We start from the raw sequence: 19,030 nt of genomic DNA on the forward strand, positions 1-19,030 counted from the left end.
TCTTTCATTAAAAGTTTAATAAAAAATGAGGAAAAAGCATCATCACAAAAAAAAGCCAGATGCCTTTAAAAAATGGACGGGAAAACTGCATTTGTGGCTCGGTCTTGGAGTTGGATTTTTGATCTTCATTATTTCGATAACAGGAGCATTGTACGTTTTCAAGGATGAAATTGAAAATGCAACAAGAAAAGAAGTGATCTATCATAACGAGCAGAACATCGATCAGAAACAGATTCTTCCGATAAGAACACTGGAAAAAGCAGTGGTGGCGCAGGTAAAAGAAAAATATCCTGTGCATTGGGTGAATATTCCGATTGATAAAAAGATGTCTTACCTCTTTTACTGGTACGAACATGATCCGAAAGGCTGGAATTATTTTGATGAATTTCCCATCTATAAAGTAGCTTATGTAAATCCTTACAGCGGAAAGGTTTTGGGAACGTACGACGAGAAAAACGGATTTTTCCAGATCGTTAAAATGATCCACTGGAGTTTTCTCTTAAAGCAATCCTGGGGAACCTATGTTGTGGGAATTCCTGTCCTGATCTTTGTATTCATGCTGATTTCCGGAATCATTCTCTGGTGGCCTAAAAATAAAGCGGCAAGAAAACAGCGTTTCTCATTCAAATGGAAAAATGTAAAAAACTGGAAAAGAAAAAACTATGATCTTCACAATGTTTTAGGTTTTTACGCTTCCGTTTTCGCGCTAATCTTCTCCATAACCGGATTATTTTACGCCTTTCTATTCGTTCAGTCATCAATATATTTCATCTTTTCAGGAGGAAAAACCGCTTATCCCGACTTTTCATCCATCACAACAAAAGCACCGATTGAATGGAGAACCGAAGGAACTTTAGACAAAATAAGCAATACCGTTAAAGCAAAATATCCCGATTCCTATAATTTCTCTATTGATCTCGGACACGAACATATGGATGACCACGAACATCCGAATTTTGAAGTCTATGTAAAACACCTCTCCTATTCCTATCACAAAAGCAGCAGTTTAATCTTTGATGAAAACTCTGGAGAACTGCTTCACACGCACGATATGAAAGACAAAAATTTCGGCGAAAAAACAGTCGGAGCCAACTACGATATCCATGTCGGATCTATATTGGGACTTCCCACAAAGATCATTGCTTTCATTGTAAGTCTGATCTGTGCCTCATTACCCGTTACAGGCTTTATGATCTGGTGGGGAAGAAGAAAAAAGAAAACACCGAAAACAACATAATATTTTTTTTAAATAAATCTTTGGTTAATCGTCTCAGAATACAATCTTTTTTATAATTTTAACCTTTTAGAATTTTAGAATAGAATGTCATTAGTAGATTTGTCAAAAAACGTTGCGCTCGGAATTGATATTGGCGGAACGAACACAAAATTTGGAGTGGTAAACCACAGAGGCGAAGTTTTGGAAAAAGGTAACATCCGTACAGAAGCCTATCCTACCGTAGAAGAATATATTGACGCTTTATACGAGGCGGTCTATCCTCTGATCGAAAGCCACGGAAAAGATAAAAATTTCGATGGGATCGGTGTCGGTGCTCCCAATGCCAACTACTATACAGGAACCATAGAACAGGCTCCCAATCTTCCGTGGAAAGGAATCATCCCTTTTGCGGAACTGATGTCGGCAAAATTCGGGCTTCCGTGTACCATTACTAATGACGCGAATGCCGCAGCCATCGGAGAAATGCTTTTCGGCGCTGCAAGAGGCATGAAAGATTTCATCATGATTACTCTGGGAACAGGCGTTGGAAGCGGAATTGTTGCAGGGGGAAAACTCATCTACGGACACGACGGATTTGCCGGAGAACTGGGACATACCATCGTAAAACCAGGCGGAAGAAAACACTGGAGCACGGGTTCTGAAGGCTGTCTTGAAGCCTACGCATCGGCAACCGGAATTGCGATTACCGCAAAAAAAATGAGAGCCGAATTTCCTGAATCTTTACTGAATCAGTATCCTGAAGAATCCATTAATTCTAAAACTGTTCACGAATGCGCTTTACAGGGCGATCCGATTTCTATTGAAGTGTTCCGGTATACCGGACAGAAACTGGGTGAAGCTCTGGCAAATTTTGTGATGTTCTCTTCTCCGGAAGCCATTCTTTTATTTGGCGGAGTAATAAAAGCTGGAGATTTTATTTTAAAACCTACCAAACTTCATATGGAAAGAAACTTACTTCCTATTTTCAGAAACAAGGTAAAATTGGTTTTCAGTGAACTGGACGAAGCGGATGCTGCTATTTTAGGCGCAAGTGCTTTGGTTTGGGAAAAATAACCGGAACATTTTGATTATCCGCGTTGATTTCTATTAAATTTTTTAACGCAAAATCGCAATGATTCTCAAATAATACAGGCATCCTTCTTTAAGGGTGCTTTTTTGTTTTTATTTCATCTTTAGAGAAGCTTCGACAGGCTCAGCATGACATCGCTGATACTAATAATCTCTACGAGCAACAAATTTGCGGCACTGTCATCCTGAGCGCGAAGCAGTCGAAGGATCTTTATTCTAACTCAATATCTTTATTAAATTCTCTCGCAGATTGTGCAGATAATGCAAATTTTTAAATTTTATTTGATGAAATATTTGTGCTGATTGTGTTTGAAAAAATTTGTCTCATCTATCATGACAATTTGTTTTTTGAACGCCCGATTGAAAAACTTTTCCTTATTTTTGATAGGTTTTTTCTCCATCTCTCACAGGAGAAAACAAGAAATTACAATAATTAATTTATGGATAACAACAATTTAGAACAGATTACTTTCGGAGGCGGATGTTTTTGGTGTGTGGAAAGCTGTTTCAATATGCTGAAAGGAGTACAGTCTGCGGTTTCCGGATATTCGGGAGGTCACAAAGACCATCCTACGTATGAAGAAGTGTGCACCGGAGAAACCGGACATGCGGAAGTGGTACAGATCACTTACGATCCTGCCGTTATTTCTTATGAACAGTTAATGGATGTTTTCTTTTTCCTTCACGATCCTACCCAGCTTAACAGACAGGGAAATGATATCGGAACACAATACCGTTCTGTTATTTATTACGAAGACGATGCGGAAAAAGCAAAAGCTGAAGCGGCAATTGAAAAATCCAAAGAATCCGGAAGATGGCAGGGAACGTATGTAACGGAAGTAACGAAATTCGATAAATTCTGGGCAGCGGAGCAGTATCATCAGGGATATTATAACGAAAATCCGACTCAGCCATATTGCAGCGCTGTGGTAGGACCGAAAATTCAGAAGTTTAAAAAGCATTTCGGCGAACTGGGAATGCTGAATGAACAATAATTTATTGTTTATCCGTGATCCATCATCGCAGAAAATTTAGCATAGACGATTTTTAATATCGCTAGTTACAGAGCGTTAATATCATAGAATTCGGGCGGTTTCCTTTGGAAACCGCCCGAATTTCTGTTAGCTATTTTATAGATTTTTTTAACTATTCTTCTTCTAGTACCGCATTTTCTCCGGCATACGTTTCAAGGATGTATTCGGTAACATCTTTTAAGGCTTTTCCATTTTCAGGATGCTTCCCGAGACTTGTAAAAAATTCAACATGATTATTGCTTTTGTCATACCAGACTTTTCCCATTGCATTGTCTACAGTAAGTGTATCCGGTCGCATAATCTTTTTCATATTGATAAATGCAAAATCACGCATAGGAATCACCTCAACACGTGAATGCAGCGAACTGCTGTCTGTTGCCATATAACGGTCTTTATCCCAATACATATACGGTTTGTCTGTCGCAGGAGAACCCCATCCCGACATCCAGCCAAGAGGTTTGGAAGTTTTGTTGTTTGAAAAAACGACGCCTCCTGTAACTAATAATAAAACGAAAACCATTTCCATAATTCCAAGTCCGTTTTTCTTTAAAAATTCAGGAACTTTAAAATATTGTTCATTAGTAATATTAATAACGATTTTTGAAAGTTTTTCTGCTAAAGATGTTTCATCATCATTAACACTAATCTTGACTGTTGTTTTATTTTCTTCAGTATCATTTTTAATGAAAGTTCCAGAAAACTCTGCAAAATCTTTATATCCTAAATATTGACTTAATATATCTAAGCGATCAGGTTTAATTCTAATCTCCTTATTTCCAATAATATAAGCATCATAATATCTGGAAAAGCTTTTATCATTAATCTCAAATTTCAGATCTTCTTTAAAATATAACCATAGATAGGATGCCAATCCATTTTTAGTATCTCTATTAGATTCTTGTTCTGCTTTTTTAAATACTTCGGTAATTAGTAGTTTATTCTTGGACATAATTAGTTTTTAAGAGTATTACAAAATACCTGATTTTTGCTCATTGTGCATTACGGAAATCCGTAATGATCTTTTTGCTCATTTTCTTGTCCATCGATGTCCTTGTTTTGTCTAACACACGTATTATTCTTTGACGCATCTTTGTATCAGAAATCAGTGAGAAACAAACAATTAAAACAACAGAATACAACAAAGTTACGAAACTGATTTCAAAAATTGCCAGATAAAACGGAAGAAAACTCCGGGTTGGGAAGCAGATGTTTCTCTTCCGTTTTTGAAGGTTCACTTCCCAAAAAAATTTAAGAAGCGCTTCGAAAATTTTAACAGTGTACAGCTCGGGATTAACCTCCTGAGAGGAAGAAAATTATCCAAACTCTTATAAAATTTTTAAAAAATGTTAAACTTAATATTAATGCTAATCTCATTAGCATTCGGGAATAATAATGCCAATACTTCAGGTAACAATAACAGCAATGATAACGGACAGTCAACAACGCAATTGGCAGATCCGGGAACGGGAACCAATCCGGGAACTGGAACAGATCCAAGTGGAACAGGAGGAGATACAGGTGGAAATACAGGACAATTACCTCCACCTTTTACAAATCCATAAATTTATTTAGGACAGATTGCATAAATCTGTCCTTTTTCTTTTACTTTGTATCAAACTATTTCTATGAAAAATTTATTAATACTTATTCTATTAACGATAATATTTTCTTGTAAAAAAGATAATAATAAGATTGATTTTCTTATAACATCAAATGAAAATTTTGATAAAGCAAAAAAACTAAAGGATATAAATTTAGACTCTGCTTTTATTTATTTTAATTTAGCTAAAAATGATTTTCTATCAAATAATGATTCAATTGGAGCAGCTAGATCTTTAGTTAACATGGCAATTATACAGTCTGATAAAGGAGATTATTATGGTAGTATAGAAACATCTTTAGAAGCAGATAAATATTTAAAGACAGCTATAAAAAATGAATTTGTAAATAATTTATATTCTTCAAACAATAATAATTTAGCGATATCATCTAAATCATTAAAAAACTATCCTGATGCAGAAAAGTATTATCAAAATGCACTAAAAACAACATTAAAAGAAAATTATATTTATGTCATAAATAATAATATTAGTGACATGCTAATTTTACAAAATAAAATTGAACCCGCTATAAATCATTTACAAAAACTTCTAAATTCTAAGGATAGTAAAAATGATAGTATTAACTATGCTCGGGTTCTGAATAATTTAGCAAAAGCCAAATTTTTAGGAAATAAACACTACAATCCAATTCCAGAATTAGAAAGAGCCTTAAAAATTAGAGAAAGCGAAAAAGATACATTAGGTCTAAATTCAAGCTTTGCAACATTTGCTGATTATTTCTACACAAAAGACAAAACTAAGTCTTTATTTTATGCGAAAATGATGCTAAACCGCGCAACTTTGAACAAAAGCCCAGATGACCAGCTTGAAGCATTGGAAAAAATTATCAACCTAGACAATCAAAATTATTTAAAATATTTTGAAAGATTTCAAAAGTTAAACGACAGCGTACAAACTTCAAGAAACAAAGCAAAAAATCAATTTGCAATAATAAGATACGATGTTGAACAAAAAAATGCTGATAACCAAAAATTACATTCCGATAACTTAAAAAAGAATTTTGGCATTACAGTTTTAGCTTTACTATTAATTGCTGGAATATTTTGGTACATAAAAAGACAAAAACAATTAAAACAAGAAAAAGAGCTCGAAGTCAAAAACACGCAGCTTAAAATCTCGAAAAAAGTGCATGATGTGGTTGCGAATGGGATTTATCAGGTAATGGCAAAGATTGAAAATCAGGAAGATTTTGATCGTGAAAAAACTTTGGATGAACTGGAATTTGTCTATGAAAAATCCAGAAATCTTTCTTATGAAAAAGCGGGTGAAGAAAAAGAGTTCAGTCAGGAAATTTCAGAACTTATCGCATCCTTTAATAACGCAAGTGTAAAAACTTTTACGGCAGGAAACAGTTCTTCTGTCTGGACAAATATTTCTGCGCCGGTAAAAGAAGAAATCTATCAGGTACTCCGTGAACTTATGGTTAATATGAAAAAGCACAGTAAGGCAAGTCATGTAGCCGTAAAATTTGAAAAAGCTGATCAAAATATAGAGATTCAGTATAAAGACAACGGAGTGGGAATTTCCGGAGACCTTATTTATAAAAACGGACTGCGCAATACGGCTTCCCGCATAGAAGGAATCGGCGGGAACATTACTTTTGAAACAAAAATTGAAAAAGGACTGAAGGTAAATATTTCCTTCCCTTCTTCATAACCGTTTTGTTATGTTCAGAAAAACTTTAATTGTTGAAGACCAGGAAGTAGCAAACCTGGGAATCATGAGTACCTTAGAAGAATTATTAATTCCGCGTTTCGATTTTGTAACGTATTGTGACGAAGCTCTTCAAAGACTGAAAGCTGCAGCCGCAGAAAATGCACCTTATGATCTGCTGATTGCGGATCTCTCTTTTAAAAAAGATCATATTGCACAGAAACTGAAAAGCGGGCAGGAATTGATTTATGAAGCCAGAAAAATTCAGCCCGATCTTAAAGTGTTGGTTTTTTCGGTAGAAAGCCGATCGAAAATAATTGATGATCTTTATAAAACGTACCACATTAACGGATTTGTAAGCAAGGCAAGAAATGACGGAAAAGAGCTTAAGAATACCATTAGAAAAGTATTTAAAGGAGAAACCGTGATGTCTCAGGATATTTTAAATGCGATCCGGAAGATTCCCCGTGATCTTGATGAGTACGACCTTAAACTTCTTGAGCTTCTTTCCAAAGGATGCAAACAAAACGAAATTCAGACTTACCTGAAAGAGCATCGGATGGAACCATACAGCATCCGATCGATTGAAAAGAGGCTGAATGAACTCCGCGAAATCTTCTGTGCGAAAAACAATATCGAGATGATTGTAATTTGTAAAGATATTGGTCTGATTTAATTTAAAAATGAAAATCGACTGTTTTTCGTTATTTTACGTGAATCCGTAATGGAAGAATTATAATTGCATCTATTTTTGAGGTCTTAAACCTTTATATTTAATTAAACCTTGTAACCATGTTTAAAAAAATTTTAATAGCCGAAGATCATGAAAGCATCAATATTTCCGTACAGAAAACACTCGAGGATCTGAATATTCCCATAGTAGATTATGTATATTATTGTGATGATGCTATAGGAAAAATCCAAAAAGCTCTGCGGGAAAAGCAGCCCTACGATTTGCTTATTACAGATCTTTATTATGAGGAGGATCATCACACCCAGACTCTTAAAGACGGTAAAGACCTCATCAAAAAAGCAAAGGAATTGCAGCCGGACCTTAAAGTCATTGTATTTTCGGCGGAACGTAAAAGCGGAGTGATCGAAAATCTTTTCTCAGACTACCAGATCAACGGATATGTGCAGAAAGCCAGAAACGATTCCAAAGACCTGAAAAAATCTATCGCATCCGTTTATATAGGAGAAAACTATCTTTCTTTTGATCTGAAGCAGGAGATGAAAAAATTCAACAATTATGAATTTTCAGCCTATGATATTGTTATTGTCTCTCTTCTTTCCAAAGGAGTACTGCAAAAAAATATTCCAACCCATCTTAAGGAAAAAAACATTAATCCTTCCAGTTTAAGCAGTGTCGAAAAAAGATTAAACAGCCTCAAAGAAGACCTCAGTGTTAAAAGCAATGAGCAATTGGTCGCATTTTGTAAAGACATCGGAATCATCTAAAAATATCTATCAGACAATACAGCCTTTCAATTTTGTTGAAAGGTTTTTTATTTTTTGCCCGTTTTACGGAAAGCCGTAAAAATTACTCATCAAAGCGTGATACTTTTGGAACAGAAAAACAATCACAATAATTATTATGAAAAGATATTACGTTCACACAAAAGCTCAGGAAAACGGAGACCATGAAGTACATCATGAAGACTGTATTTTTCTTCCGAATCCGAATAACAGGAAATATTTAGGCATGTTTTACAGCTGTGAAAGTGCAGTAAAAGAAGCAAAAAAAGACTATGCAAAAGCGAATGGATACAAAACATGTTCTAAAGAATGTCATACCACATAAAAATCAACAACCATGGGAAAATTCGTCATCACACAAAGAGTAAACAAAGAATATCAGTTTAATCTGAAAGCCGCAAACGGTGAAATTATTTTAACAAGCGAAGGCTACGTTCAGAAAGCTTCGTGTTTAAAAGGAATCGGATCTGTAAAAGTTAATTCTCAGTACGATTTCAGATACGACAGAAGAATCGCTGTAAACCAAAAAGATTATTTCGTTCTGAAAGCAAGAAACGGCGAAATCATTGGAAAAAGTCAGCTTTACAGCACAAAATCCGGCATGGAAAACGGCATTGCTTCCGTAAAACAGAATGCTCCGGAAGCAGAAATTACAGATGAAACTTTAAAAAAATAAAATCATGGATCTTAAAATTAAACTGGAACAGCTTCACCAGAAAGTAATCGGGCTAAAAGACCAGATCGGAACAGAAGAAGCCACAAAAAACGCTTTTGTGATGCCTTTTATTCAGATTTTAGGATATGATATTTTCAATCCTACAGAAGTGGTTCCCGAACACGTTTGCGACATCGGAACCAAGAAAGGCGAAAAAGTAGATTATGTCATCAAAAACAATGATGAGCCTATTTTCATCATCGAATGCAAACACTGGAAAGAAATTGCAGATGCACACAATTCTCAGCTTCACCGATATTATCACGTTTCCAAAACACGATTTGGTGTTTTAACGAACGGTATTGTTTACAATTTTTACACGGATCTGGAAAAGCCCAATATTATGGATGAAAAGCCGTTTTTTACCATCAATATTGAAGATCTGAAAGACAGCTCTATCAAAATTCTCGAAAGCTTCACCAAAAAAGACTACAATCTGGAAAGCATCCTGGATTCTGCGGAAGCTTTAAAATACATCAAAGCCATCAGAAAAGAATTCGAAAAAGAAATTGAAAATCCGTCCGATGAACTGGTAAAACTCCTCGTTAACCGTTTCTTCGAAAAGCCGTTAACGGCAAACAGAATGGTCTCGTTTAAAGAATATACCAAAAAAGCATTAACGACTTCTATTAATGAATCCATCAGTTTCAGGTTAAAATCTGCTTTAAGCATTAATGAACAGATCGAACAGCGCGAAGATGATGTAAAAGCTTCGCAGCCCATCCATGAAACCAGCGAGTCTAAAATTGTAACCACAGAAGAGGAACTGGAAGGTTTCCAGATCGTAAAAGCCATTCTGCGGGAGAAAATACCTTCCTCAAGAATTGCTTACAGAGACACGTTGTCTTACTTCGGAATTTTACTAGACGACAACAACCGAAAACCGCTTTGCAGACTGCATTTTAATACCGCTAATAAATATCTGGAGACTTTCCACAACGGAAAAGATGCCGGAGAAAAAGTTTTATTAAACAGTCTGGACGAAATCTACAACTACAGAAATCAGCTTCATCAGACATTAGAAAATTATAATTAACCATGAAAAAACTAATACCCTTCATCATAATCGCCTTCGGTTCTTTTCTTTTAAACTCTTGCTTTAAAGCAAACGACAATGTAGGACACGAAGGAAGATGTACAGGCTCTGCAAATTGTACAGCCTGTTCCAACTGTTCACGGTGTGGACACTGCAGCAGCGGAGGAACCTGCGGCGTTTGCGGCGGCGGCTCTTCAGAAAGTTATTCATCCGGCAGAAGTTCAGCAAAGAAAAGAAAAACTAAAAAGCATAAAACTTCCGATTCTTATACTTCTTCAAAAACAAAATCCAATAAACCTCCAAAAGTTTTTATTGATGAGGTAAACGTAGACCTTAGTTCCAACCGATACATTACCGGAATTGCCACCACCAATATTTACGAAAAGCCATCTCCTAGCTCTAAAGTAGTAATAAGAGTTTATAAAAACGAAAAGCTCATTCCGCTTTCCAAAGAAGGTTCATGGTACAAAGTAAAGGTAAAATCTTCCGGGAAGAAAGGTTATGTTTTTTATAAGGATGTGAAGTAATGATTCGGGCGCTAAGAATAATTGCATTTCTTTTTCCTTTAATACTTGGTGGATTTATTTATATTATTTTCAGAACAGAAAGACTTATCATGTTTAATTGGTTTAAATACTTAAACCTTTCTGATGAAATTAATATTCTTAAAAACTTCAGAAATATTTGTTCTTTTCCCAAATGGGTTATTTATAATTTCCCAGATGGACTTTGGACATTTTCTTACACTTCCATTTCATTAGAAATATGGAAACATTCAATTACCAGACAAAATATTTTTTGGATTTTCAGTATTCCTATAATTGCCGTTTTATCAGAATTTTTTCAACTTTTTAAAATCGTACCAGGAACTTTTGATTTCATCGACTTAATATTTTATGTAATTGGAATAATTCTCCCTTGCTACATCTCAACAAAAATAATTTTTAACACTAAAAAAATATGAAAACCTTTAAACACATAATTTCTGCAGGTCTGTTTTTATTCTTTTTATTCATTGCTTTTGGAAGCATGGATGATAAAAAAAATAAAATTTCATCTTATAAAAGCTTAGAATCTTATGAAACGTCTGATGTTCATCCTCAAGAATTAGAAATGCAAAACACAGATCCGAAAAAAGAAGCTATAATCCTCAAACTAAAGGAAAAAGCAAAAAAAGATTGGCCAAATGATTATTCTACTCAGGAATTTTGGATTGATGAACAAATTGATGCTTACGACTATATGGAAACTATAGAAGATAACCCCATAAAACAACAAGCTCAAAAAGACTGGCCTTTGGATTTCAGTACACAAAAATTTTGGTATGAAGAACAAATTGAAGCCAAAAAAAGAATAGAATGAATTCCTCAAAAATTTTTCTCACCTTCTGTGCGTTATGCTGTTTCATCGGTATCTTCAGACTTCCAATAGAATATTATACTTTTCTCAGAATCCTTGTTTCCGCAGGAGCTTTATTGGTTTTGTACAATACATTAACCTTTAAACAACATTACTTCAGTATAATTTTCCTTATCATCCTTATTCTTTTCAATCCTGTGCTTCCCATTTATCTGTTAAGGAAAAGTGTGTGGATTCCGATTGATGTTGTTACAGGAATTTTATTTCTGTTGATAGGTTTCGTCGAAAAAACCGAGCAGAAAAAGGAAGAAGAAATTACCGGGGAAACTTCACAGCCTTCAGTTCCCATCCATCAAAGAGCTGTATCCAGAGACCGAATTATTAATCCTAAAAAACCAAAGGAAGAAGACAATCATGGAAAATAACAACATTACGGAACATCTTAAAGCACATTTCTTAAGGCTATATCAAATGGCGATCTGTGATGACGATTTCAGTGCCCTTGAACTGAAAATGCTTTACAACTGCGCCGAAGAAAGAGGCATTTCATCAAAAAATTTAGACGAGATCCTTCTGAATCCGCTCAATATGAAGTCGCTGATTCCGCAGACAATCGAAGAAAAAATAGATTATCTGTACGATCTTACCGTTATGATCTGGGCAGACGGAATTGTTTCCCCGAATGAATATACCACAATGCAAAAGTACGTTCTGATGTTCGGGTTTATGGAAGAAAATGTAACCGCCATCGTAGATTACCTCATCGAGGCGATACGAACAGGAAAGCCTAAAAGTGAAATTTTATATGAACTAAAAAACTAACCATCATGGATACCACCAGTATAAAAAATTTATTTAAACTAAAATCTGTTCCCGCAGAACCCAAAGAAGAGCAGCTTCCGAAAACTGAAGTAAATACCGACGAAGAGTCTTCTGAGGAAACACGCAAAAGAACCTACCACGAATCCGGTTACCGAGATAGTTCCCGAACCAGCGGAAACCATTCTACCCTTTCCATCTGTCTGGATGCCGTTTACTCGAAATTTCAGAATGAAGAAAAAGAAATGGTGGAAAAACAGCAACAGCTGAAAGAGTCTTATGTAAATGAACAGAAGAACCGCGAAACAGAAATTAAAGCACTCATTGTTTCGCAGGAAACCAAGGAAGAACAGCTGAAAACCAAAAACAGGGAAGTAGAAAGCCATCAGCAAACCATTGAAACCTTAAACTCAGAAATCATTGATCTTCCCCGAAATCCCGAAAAATATAATGTAAAAGCCACAAAAGGAGCTTCAGCAAAATTTATCATTGGTTTACTTCTTTTAATCCCGATAACTTTATATTTAGGAGTATTTTATATTTCAACTTCCTATTCTGCATTCTTTAAAGGTTTTGACGCAAAAAGTACTGTGATACAAAGTGTTTTTGATCCACAGGCATTAGCTAAAGCCTGGAATGATGGTTCAACCGAAGCTGCTTTTGTCGTTTTAATTCCTTTTGTATTTCTTGGATTAGGTTTTTTGATCCATATGTTTGGAGAAAATAAAACTACAGCCAATTATATCAAACTCGGTTTATTACTTATGGTGACTTTTATTTTTGATGTCATTTTAGCGTATGAAATTGAAAAAAAAATATATGACGTAGAAAAAACTTTTGATTCTCTTCCATTCGATCTTAAAATTGCTTTTACCAAAAATCAGTTTTGGGAAATTATCTTCGCAGGATTCATCGTGTACATTATCTGGGGACTTGTTTTCGACTTTGTAATGAAAGAGCACCGCGAAAAAGATAAGATTAAAAACGAACAGGAAATCAGACAGAAAAGAGTAGAATTTTTTCAGGAAAAAATTAATGTTTTAAAGAAAGAAATTGAAGAAATTCTTGCGGCTATCGGAAATATAAAAGAATCCATCATTAAAATAAGAGGAAGAATTGAGGAACTTCAGAATATTATCGACGGCGTAATTATTCCGACCAAAGATTACAAGCTGTATGCTTCGGAATATGTTCAGGGCTGGATCACGTTTATCGGAGAGAAAATTGCCGTTTCCAGAACGGAAAAACAGACCATGATTGATGAATGCATTTCTACGTATAATACCAATCTGGAAACTGTAGGAGCCAATTCGGACAATCAGAACCTTGTTTATTTATCATCCTTATAAATTACAGAATATGAAAAAAATATTTTATTTATTAATGATTATTTCTTTAGCTTCATGTTGCAAAGATAAAACCGGCAAAACTGAAGAGGGAACAAAAAATCCTGTTGTAGTTGATTCAAACAATATTAATGTCAGTATTTTAATTGATTTATCCGACAGAATCGATCCTAAAACGAACCCGAATCCCACAATGGAATATTTCCAGAGAGATACCGAGTACATCAAAGCGATTGAAAAAGGATTTTTAAACCACATCAAATCTAAAAAAATCATTACCTACGAAGATCAGATGCAGGTTTTCTTCAATCCGGAACCATTAGATCCGAAAATGAATGAACTTACCAAAGAGCTGAAAGTTTCCTTTGATAAAAACACTCCCAGAAACTATTTTGATCTGGTGGATAAAAAATATTCGGAATTACCGACAACGATCTATCAGTCAGCGATAAAAGACGGAAATTATGTAGGTTCTGACATTTGGGAATTTTTTAAAAATAAAGTAAAAGATTACTGCATTAAAAACGACCACAGAAACATATTATTTATTCTTACCGACGGATATATGTATCATGAAAACACAAAATTTTCGGAAGGAAGCAAAACCTCTTATCTTACCGGCAAACTCATAAATGCCAATCATCTTACGACTTCCAACTTTAAAGAAGTTATAGAAAAAAATAAATTCGGCTTTGTAAAAGCAAATGATAACCTGAACAATCTCGAAGTCATCGTCTTAGGAATCAATCCGGAAAAAGGAAATCCTTTCGAAGAAGCCGTCATCAAAGAATACTGGGAAAACTGGTTCAAAGAAATGAAAATTAAAAATTATCAGATCAAATCTGCGGATCTTCCTTCCAATTTGGAACCTATTATCTTAAAAGCCATTTCCGGAAAATAAAAATATTAGAGGCTGTATCACAACTCGTGAAAACAGCCTTTTTTTATGTTTTTTCTCGGCCTTCTGTCTGAGAATGTTTTTTTGTACATACGATTCTCAACCCACATCATTGAGTTATAAGACTTCCTCCAACCGTTTTTATTATACTTCTTGTACTTTTTATTCTAGTCCGCTATGCTTTTATTTCGGTTCTCGGCATTTTTGCTTTAGCACAGCGTATTTTTAGTTTAGCGCAGTGTATTTTTATCATTGCTCACTCTATTTTTGTCATTGCTCACTATATTTTTATTGTTGCTCACTGTATTTTTGTCATTACTCACTACATTTTAGTTGTTGCTCACTATGTTTTTGTTGTTGCTCACTGTATTTTTATTCATGCACTGCATATTTTAGTGTACTAAATAGTAAACTTATCTAAAGGTGCAAAAGATGGTAATACTTTAATGGTTTGGTAATGTACTGAAAAATAGTTGGTGAAATTCAGGATATATTTTAATAAATTATGGATGTTAATCCGAAGAGGACAAAAGCACTGGTGGAGATCAACTTTTCAGCAATAGGATTAATGTTCAAAACGATAGTTTTAAGGTGAGGTTTCCCTCACCTTTTCGTTTATTATCGGATGAACCTTATGGCTAAAAAAACTCTATTTTTCGTTAGAAAAATAAATATACCATTTGATGAAATTGATTCGGTTTTTCAATGTGAGACCTCTGTGCAGGTCGAGATGATTTTTTAAATGGCTGAAATATCCCTCAATACCATTGGTTGTTTTAGGAATATTGGGATTTTCCAGATAATGAAACATATTGGGCAATGCCCGTTTTATAGTAAAATACGATCGTCTGAGAAGCTTGTGGGTATACCAGTATCTTTCGGTTTCAAGATTAATTGTTTTTTCATTAATATAATCCTGATGTCTCAAATACCAGTCGTTGAGTTCATTTTTCCACCAGATTTTATCGTTTTGTGTTTTAATTTTCAGTAATAATAAAACGTGTTTTCGAAGTTCCTGACCGGCAATGTGTTTAGGAAACTTTGTGAGCCAGATCAGGCACATTCTCTGAATATGAACCAGACATCTCTGAGTAATGATGTCTCCATCAGATTTATTTATGGCTTTCAAAACGCTTTTATGTCCATCTGTAGTAATGCTTTCCAGCTTTACGCCCAGCCGTAAAAGATTGTTTAAATCTTCCCTGATTTCTTCATAATGTTCTCCATCGGTAAAACGGATAAGCTGTGTATATCCATCAAAATCATCCTGATAAGCAATTAAACAGAACTGAGCAAAATAAGTTGCATCCATTCTTAAATTCACCTTTTCCCGTTTGATGATCTTTAAGGTAGGAGACTGCTCTAAAATGGTATAAAATGTTTTCTGCAAAGTATCTTTCGAATAACCGCTGTCTCTGCAAAGCGTTTTGTAGGTCTGCCTTTCCAATACCCATTTTTTGAACCAGATAAAACGATTTTTAATTCTCTGCTCCGTTCTGTTTTGAGTAAATAAAATCCCGCAATTTTTACATTTAAATCTTTGCTTTCCCCCTTGTTTTCCCCAACGAATTACCTCCAGGCTTGAACAAGACCAACAACGTTTTTTTGCCATTTTTCAGACAAAGAAAAAGTTTTATGAAACACGTTTCATAAAACTTCCTCCAAGCAGCCTAACAATGAGGTTTTGATAGAATTCTACCAACTATTTTTCAGTATTATGCCAATGGTTTAAGTTTAAAGCTTAAATGAAAGAAAAGAACACATAAGTTAAAAAAATCAAAGATTTTTCAATCAATTTTATCAAAAAGTCTGTTTAAACTTTTATTTAACCGCAAAAGGAACAAAAGATCTATTAAATTTTTTATTTAAAGTTGATCATTACAAATGAAAAAGAAAACAATAGTTTTTAAAAATCTTTGATTTTTATTCTTTTGAGTGCTTTAATTATCTTGGAAATTCGCTTTAACATCATCTTTTGTCCCTTTTGCGGTTAATTCTGAAATTAGTTTAAAGATAAAATCTTTGCGCTTTTTATAAAATATATATTCAGCTTCTTGCGTCTTGACGAAAAATCCAACAACAAAAAAGCGAAGAATCAATTCCTCGCTTTTCTTTATTTTCTGAGCATTTCCGTATGCGGAATGTCGTCTTCCAGATATTTTTTTCCCGTATCTTCAAACCCGAAATCTCCATAAAATTTCAGCAGGTAATCCTGCGCAGAAATCCTGATTTCAGAAGTCCGGAAACGGTTTTCGATCGTTTCAACCGCATATTGGATCAATTGCCTGCCTAAGTTTTTTCCTCTCGCCTTCTCTGTGGTTAAAACCCTTCCTATTGAAGCTTCATTATATTTTATACCCTTGTCGAAAATCCTGCAGTTCGCCAAAACTTCGCCGTCTTCTTCTGCCCAGATGTGAATTGCTTTCTGATCATAACCGTCTAAATCCGGATAAGGACAGTTCTGCTCCACCACAAAAACATCAATTCGGGCTTTTAAAACCGCATACAGTTCAGGAACCGTAAATTCGTCGAAGGTTTTTACTTTCCAGATAATATTACTCATCAAAGCTTACATTGTTATTGATCAAAAATTCATTGGTTTTCTGGATGAAACTTAAAATTTCATCACCACCCTCCTTCTTTTCTGCTGAGGTTACATATAATTCCGGCAGATCTTCCCATGTTTTATGAAGCTCTGCTTTATAATCCTCCACATTTTTAATCACAACATTCGGCTTTAGCTTATCTGCTTTTGTAAACACGATGGAAAACGGAACTCCGCTTTCACCGCACCATTGGATGAATTCCAGATCAATATTCTGAGGTTTATGTCTGGAATCTACCAAAACGAAAAGATTAACCAGATTTCTTCGGTTCAGAATATAATTCGTGATGAGCTTTTCAAAATCCTTTCTGATCGATTTCGAAACTTTTGCATATCCGTAACCCGGCAAATCCGTGAGATACCAGTTTTCGTTCACTAAGAAATGGTTGATAAGCTGGGTTTTTCCCGGAGTCTGAGATGTTTTCGCCAGATCTTTATGATTCATCATTGCATTGATGAGCGAAGACTTTCCTACATTTGATCTTCCGATGAAAGCATACTCAGGAAGATTCGGTTCCGGGCAATCCTGCCATTTTCCGCTGCTCTTTACAAATGTTGCTGTTTTAATAACCATTTTGTTGAATATTTTTAGAAAAACAAACCATTAAGAAAAGCTCTTAATGGTCATTTATATTGTAATTAAACTTTATCTTTTACCCAGTTATAAAGAATTTCATTAAATTCATCCGGCTTTTCCATCATCGCTGCGTGACCACAGTGATCGATCCAGAACAGGTCTGAATTCGGAATAAATTTATGCATATCTTCCGCCACCTCAGGAGGAGTTACATTATCCTGTTTTCCCCAGATCAGACAGGTTGGTGTTTTAATCTTTGGCAGATCATGCAGCATGTTGTGTTTGATGGCACTTCTCGCCAGCATCACCGTTTTTATCCCCTTCATTCTGTCATTTACCACGGCAAAAACTTCATCTACCAGATCTTCTGTAGCAATAGAAGGATCATAAAAAACCTCTTCTGTTTTCTTTCTTATATAGGAACGGTCATTCTTTCTCGGGAAACTGTCCCCGAAAGTTCTTTCGTAAAGCCCTGAACTTCCCGTAAGCACAAGATTTTTAATAAGATCCGGTCTGGACAGGGTAAGGATAAGCCCTACATGCCCTCCCATAGAATTGCCTACAATCGTTACCGGAGCTTCAATATGGGTTTCTATAAATTTGGCAATATATTTTGCTAAAGTCGTAAGATTAGTATTGAGTACCGGCAAATCGTAGATCGGCAGCTGAGGAACATATACTTTGAATCCCCTGTCTGAAAAAAAATCTACCATCTTATCGAAATTACTCAAACCACCCATTAACCCGTGCAACAGCACCAATGGATGTCCTTCCCCCGCTTCTACGAAAGTATATTTCTTTTCTTTTTTTGTACTAAATATCATAAAATGCCTTAATAAAGCCTTGCAAAAATACAAATTAAACCTCAAAAATATTTTGATTACCCTAATTTAAAATAAAAATAATATATCAAACTCTTTTTTAACTGTTTTTTTGAAAATCTATTTATTATGGCGTAAATAAGAGGTTTATCAACGTCCAACATATCAACCCATTACACCATCAAAATTAAATCTTTAATAAAACTTATTAACATTAAGGGAAAAAGTGGGAAAAAGTGGGAGATTTTAGAAATTATTATATAAATTTGTCCCAAATGAACAGTTTCATTGGAACATATGAGTGTAAAATTGACGACAAAGGCCGGTTAAAAGTTCCTTCCTCTTTAATTAAACAGATGGAAAACTTCGACGACAAGGCGTTTGTAGTCAAAAGATCTGTGTTCCAACCCTGTCTGGAAGTTTACCCCATGAATGCATGGAATAAAGTGATGGGCAAAATTAATAAACTGAACAGATTCATTAAAAAGAATGCTGATTTCATTAGAATGTTTACGGCAGGTGTAAAAATTGCGGAGCTGGATAACGCCGGAAGGTTACAGATTTCTAAAGACCTTACTGTTTTTGCAAATCTTCAGAAAGAGATTGTGATTACCAGTGCAGGAGAATTATTTGAGATCTGGGATAAGGACGATTACGAAAAAGTAATCTCCATCAGTGAAGACGATTTTGCGAATCTTGCCGAAGATGTAATGGGCACATTCGAAGAAGAATAACTGCGTTGTAAAAACGTAAAAAAACACAAC

At 35.0% G+C, this 19,030-nt stretch carries 22 protein-coding genes; 17 read left to right on the forward strand and 5 right to left on the reverse strand.

Annotated elements, in window-relative coordinates:
• Window positions 1-25 precede the first annotated feature (25 nt).
• The 3 genes from AC52CF_RS20690 to msrA all read left to right on the forward strand — a co-directional run bounded on the left by AC52CF_RS20690 (window position 26) and on the right by msrA (window position 3,300).
• Window positions 26-1,237, forward strand: coding sequence for a PepSY-associated TM helix domain-containing protein (locus tag AC52CF_RS20690; protein ID WP_214587936.1), 1,212 nt, complete (start codon window positions 26-28; stop codon window positions 1,235-1,237).
• Window positions 1,238-1,321: 84 nt separating this feature from the next.
• Window positions 1,322-2,290 carry an ROK family protein gene (locus AC52CF_RS20695; RefSeq protein ID WP_214587934.1) on the forward strand — a complete coding sequence of 323 codons (969 nt, stop codon included), beginning with the start codon at window positions 1,322-1,324 and terminating at the stop codon, window positions 2,288-2,290.
• Window positions 2,291-2,745: 455 nt separating this feature from the next.
• Entirely contained in the window at window positions 2,746-3,300 is a 555-nt protein-coding gene (gene msrA, locus AC52CF_RS20700) for a peptide-methionine (S)-S-oxide reductase MsrA (RefSeq protein ID WP_496517619.1), read from the forward strand.
• A gap of 151 nt (window positions 3,301-3,451) precedes the next feature.
• On the opposite strand, the gene AC52CF_RS20705 is transcribed toward msrA, so the two are convergent.
• Complete coding sequence (locus tag AC52CF_RS20705; RefSeq protein WP_496517620.1) at window positions 3,452-4,288, reverse strand: hypothetical protein; 837 nt, start codon at window positions 4,286-4,288, stop codon at window positions 3,452-3,454.
• Window positions 4,289-4,700: 412 nt separating this feature from the next.
• On the opposite strand from AC52CF_RS20705, the gene AC52CF_RS20710 reads away from it, so the two are divergent.
• From AC52CF_RS20710 to AC52CF_RS20770, 13 genes are all read left to right on the forward strand, one after another.
• On the forward strand, window positions 4,701-4,901 hold the full coding sequence (locus tag AC52CF_RS20710; RefSeq protein WP_496517621.1) for a hypothetical protein: 201 nt from the start codon (window positions 4,701-4,703) through the stop codon (window positions 4,899-4,901).
• Between the two features lie 63 nt (window positions 4,902-4,964).
• Complete coding sequence (locus tag AC52CF_RS20715) at window positions 4,965-6,617, forward strand: tetratricopeptide repeat-containing sensor histidine kinase (RefSeq protein WP_496517622.1); 1,653 nt, start codon at window positions 4,965-4,967, stop codon at window positions 6,615-6,617.
• Window positions 6,618-6,627: 10 nt separating this feature from the next.
• Window positions 6,628-7,290 (forward strand): DUF5932 domain-containing protein, encoded by a 663-nt coding sequence (locus AC52CF_RS20720; protein WP_496517623.1) that lies wholly within the window; start codon window positions 6,628-6,630, stop codon window positions 7,288-7,290.
• A gap of 116 nt (window positions 7,291-7,406) precedes the next feature.
• Window positions 7,407-8,072 carry a response regulator gene (locus AC52CF_RS20725; protein WP_214587923.1) on the forward strand — a complete coding sequence of 222 codons (666 nt, stop codon included), beginning with the start codon at window positions 7,407-7,409 and terminating at the stop codon, window positions 8,070-8,072.
• A gap of 136 nt (window positions 8,073-8,208) precedes the next feature.
• Window positions 8,209-8,415: a hypothetical protein gene (locus AC52CF_RS20730; RefSeq protein ID WP_496517624.1), complete on the forward strand. Its 207-nt coding sequence runs from the start codon at window positions 8,209-8,211 to the stop codon at window positions 8,413-8,415.
• Window positions 8,416-8,427: 12 nt separating this feature from the next.
• Complete coding sequence (locus AC52CF_RS20735) at window positions 8,428-8,766, forward strand: YegP family protein (protein WP_496517625.1); 339 nt, start codon at window positions 8,428-8,430, stop codon at window positions 8,764-8,766.
• 4 nt (window positions 8,767-8,770) lie between these two features.
• On the forward strand, window positions 8,771-9,841 hold the full coding sequence (locus AC52CF_RS20740) for a type I restriction endonuclease (protein WP_496517626.1): 1,071 nt from the start codon (window positions 8,771-8,773) through the stop codon (window positions 9,839-9,841).
• 2 nt (window positions 9,842-9,843) lie between these two features.
• On the forward strand, window positions 9,844-10,368 hold the full coding sequence (locus tag AC52CF_RS20745) for an SH3 domain-containing protein (RefSeq protein ID WP_496517627.1): 525 nt from the start codon (window positions 9,844-9,846) through the stop codon (window positions 10,366-10,368).
• 433 nt (window positions 10,369-10,801) lie between these two features.
• Complete coding sequence (locus AC52CF_RS20750) at window positions 10,802-11,203, forward strand: hypothetical protein (RefSeq protein ID WP_496517628.1); 402 nt, start codon at window positions 10,802-10,804, stop codon at window positions 11,201-11,203.
• A complete protein-coding gene (locus tag AC52CF_RS20755) occupies window positions 11,200-11,625 on the forward strand; it encodes a DUF6804 family protein (protein ID WP_496517629.1) in 426 nt (141 codons plus the stop codon). The genes AC52CF_RS20750 and AC52CF_RS20755 overlap by 4 nt, the downstream gene beginning before the upstream one ends.
• Window positions 11,615-12,022, forward strand: a complete 408-nt coding sequence (locus AC52CF_RS20760) for a hypothetical protein (RefSeq protein ID WP_076391200.1) — start codon at window positions 11,615-11,617, stop codon at window positions 12,020-12,022. Before AC52CF_RS20755 ends, AC52CF_RS20760 begins: the two co-directional genes overlap by 11 nt.
• A gap of 5 nt (window positions 12,023-12,027) precedes the next feature.
• The gene (locus AC52CF_RS20765) at window positions 12,028-13,368 is read left to right on the forward strand and encodes a beta-carotene 15,15'-monooxygenase (RefSeq protein ID WP_496517630.1); all 1,341 of its coding nucleotides are present in this window, start codon (window positions 12,028-12,030) and stop codon (window positions 13,366-13,368) included.
• A 10-nt stretch (window positions 13,369-13,378) separates the two neighbouring features.
• Window positions 13,379-14,266, forward strand: a complete 888-nt coding sequence (locus AC52CF_RS20770; RefSeq protein ID WP_496517631.1) for a putative periplasmic lipoprotein — start codon at window positions 13,379-13,381, stop codon at window positions 14,264-14,266.
• Between the two features lie 646 nt (window positions 14,267-14,912).
• Here AC52CF_RS20770 and AC52CF_RS20775 read toward each other — a convergent pair.
• The 4 genes from AC52CF_RS20775 to AC52CF_RS20790 all read right to left on the reverse strand — a co-directional run bounded on the left by AC52CF_RS20775 (window position 14,913) and on the right by AC52CF_RS20790 (window position 18,269).
• Window positions 14,913-15,875: an IS256 family transposase, variant Zn-binding type gene (locus AC52CF_RS20775; RefSeq protein ID WP_496517329.1), complete on the reverse strand. Its 963-nt coding sequence runs from the start codon at window positions 15,873-15,875 to the stop codon at window positions 14,913-14,915.
• Window positions 15,876-16,376: 501 nt separating this feature from the next.
• Complete coding sequence (locus AC52CF_RS20780) at window positions 16,377-16,826, reverse strand: GNAT family N-acetyltransferase (RefSeq protein ID WP_214587905.1); 450 nt, start codon at window positions 16,824-16,826, stop codon at window positions 16,377-16,379.
• The gene (gene yihA, locus AC52CF_RS20785; RefSeq protein WP_087706970.1) at window positions 16,819-17,442 is read right to left on the reverse strand and encodes a ribosome biogenesis GTP-binding protein YihA/YsxC; all 624 of its coding nucleotides are present in this window, start codon (window positions 17,440-17,442) and stop codon (window positions 16,819-16,821) included. The genes AC52CF_RS20780 and yihA overlap by 8 nt, the downstream gene beginning before the upstream one ends.
• A gap of 65 nt (window positions 17,443-17,507) precedes the next feature.
• Window positions 17,508-18,269, reverse strand: a complete 762-nt coding sequence (locus AC52CF_RS20790) for an alpha/beta fold hydrolase (RefSeq protein ID WP_214587903.1) — start codon at window positions 18,267-18,269, stop codon at window positions 17,508-17,510.
• A gap of 272 nt (window positions 18,270-18,541) precedes the next feature.
• On the opposite strand from AC52CF_RS20790, the gene mraZ reads away from it, so the two are divergent.
• A complete protein-coding gene (mraZ, locus tag AC52CF_RS20795) occupies window positions 18,542-19,000 on the forward strand; it encodes a division/cell wall cluster transcriptional repressor MraZ (protein ID WP_214587901.1) in 459 nt (152 codons plus the stop codon).
• Window positions 19,001-19,030: the final 30 nt, after the last annotated feature.

This window comes from Chryseobacterium sp. 2P (assembly GCF_059579425.1).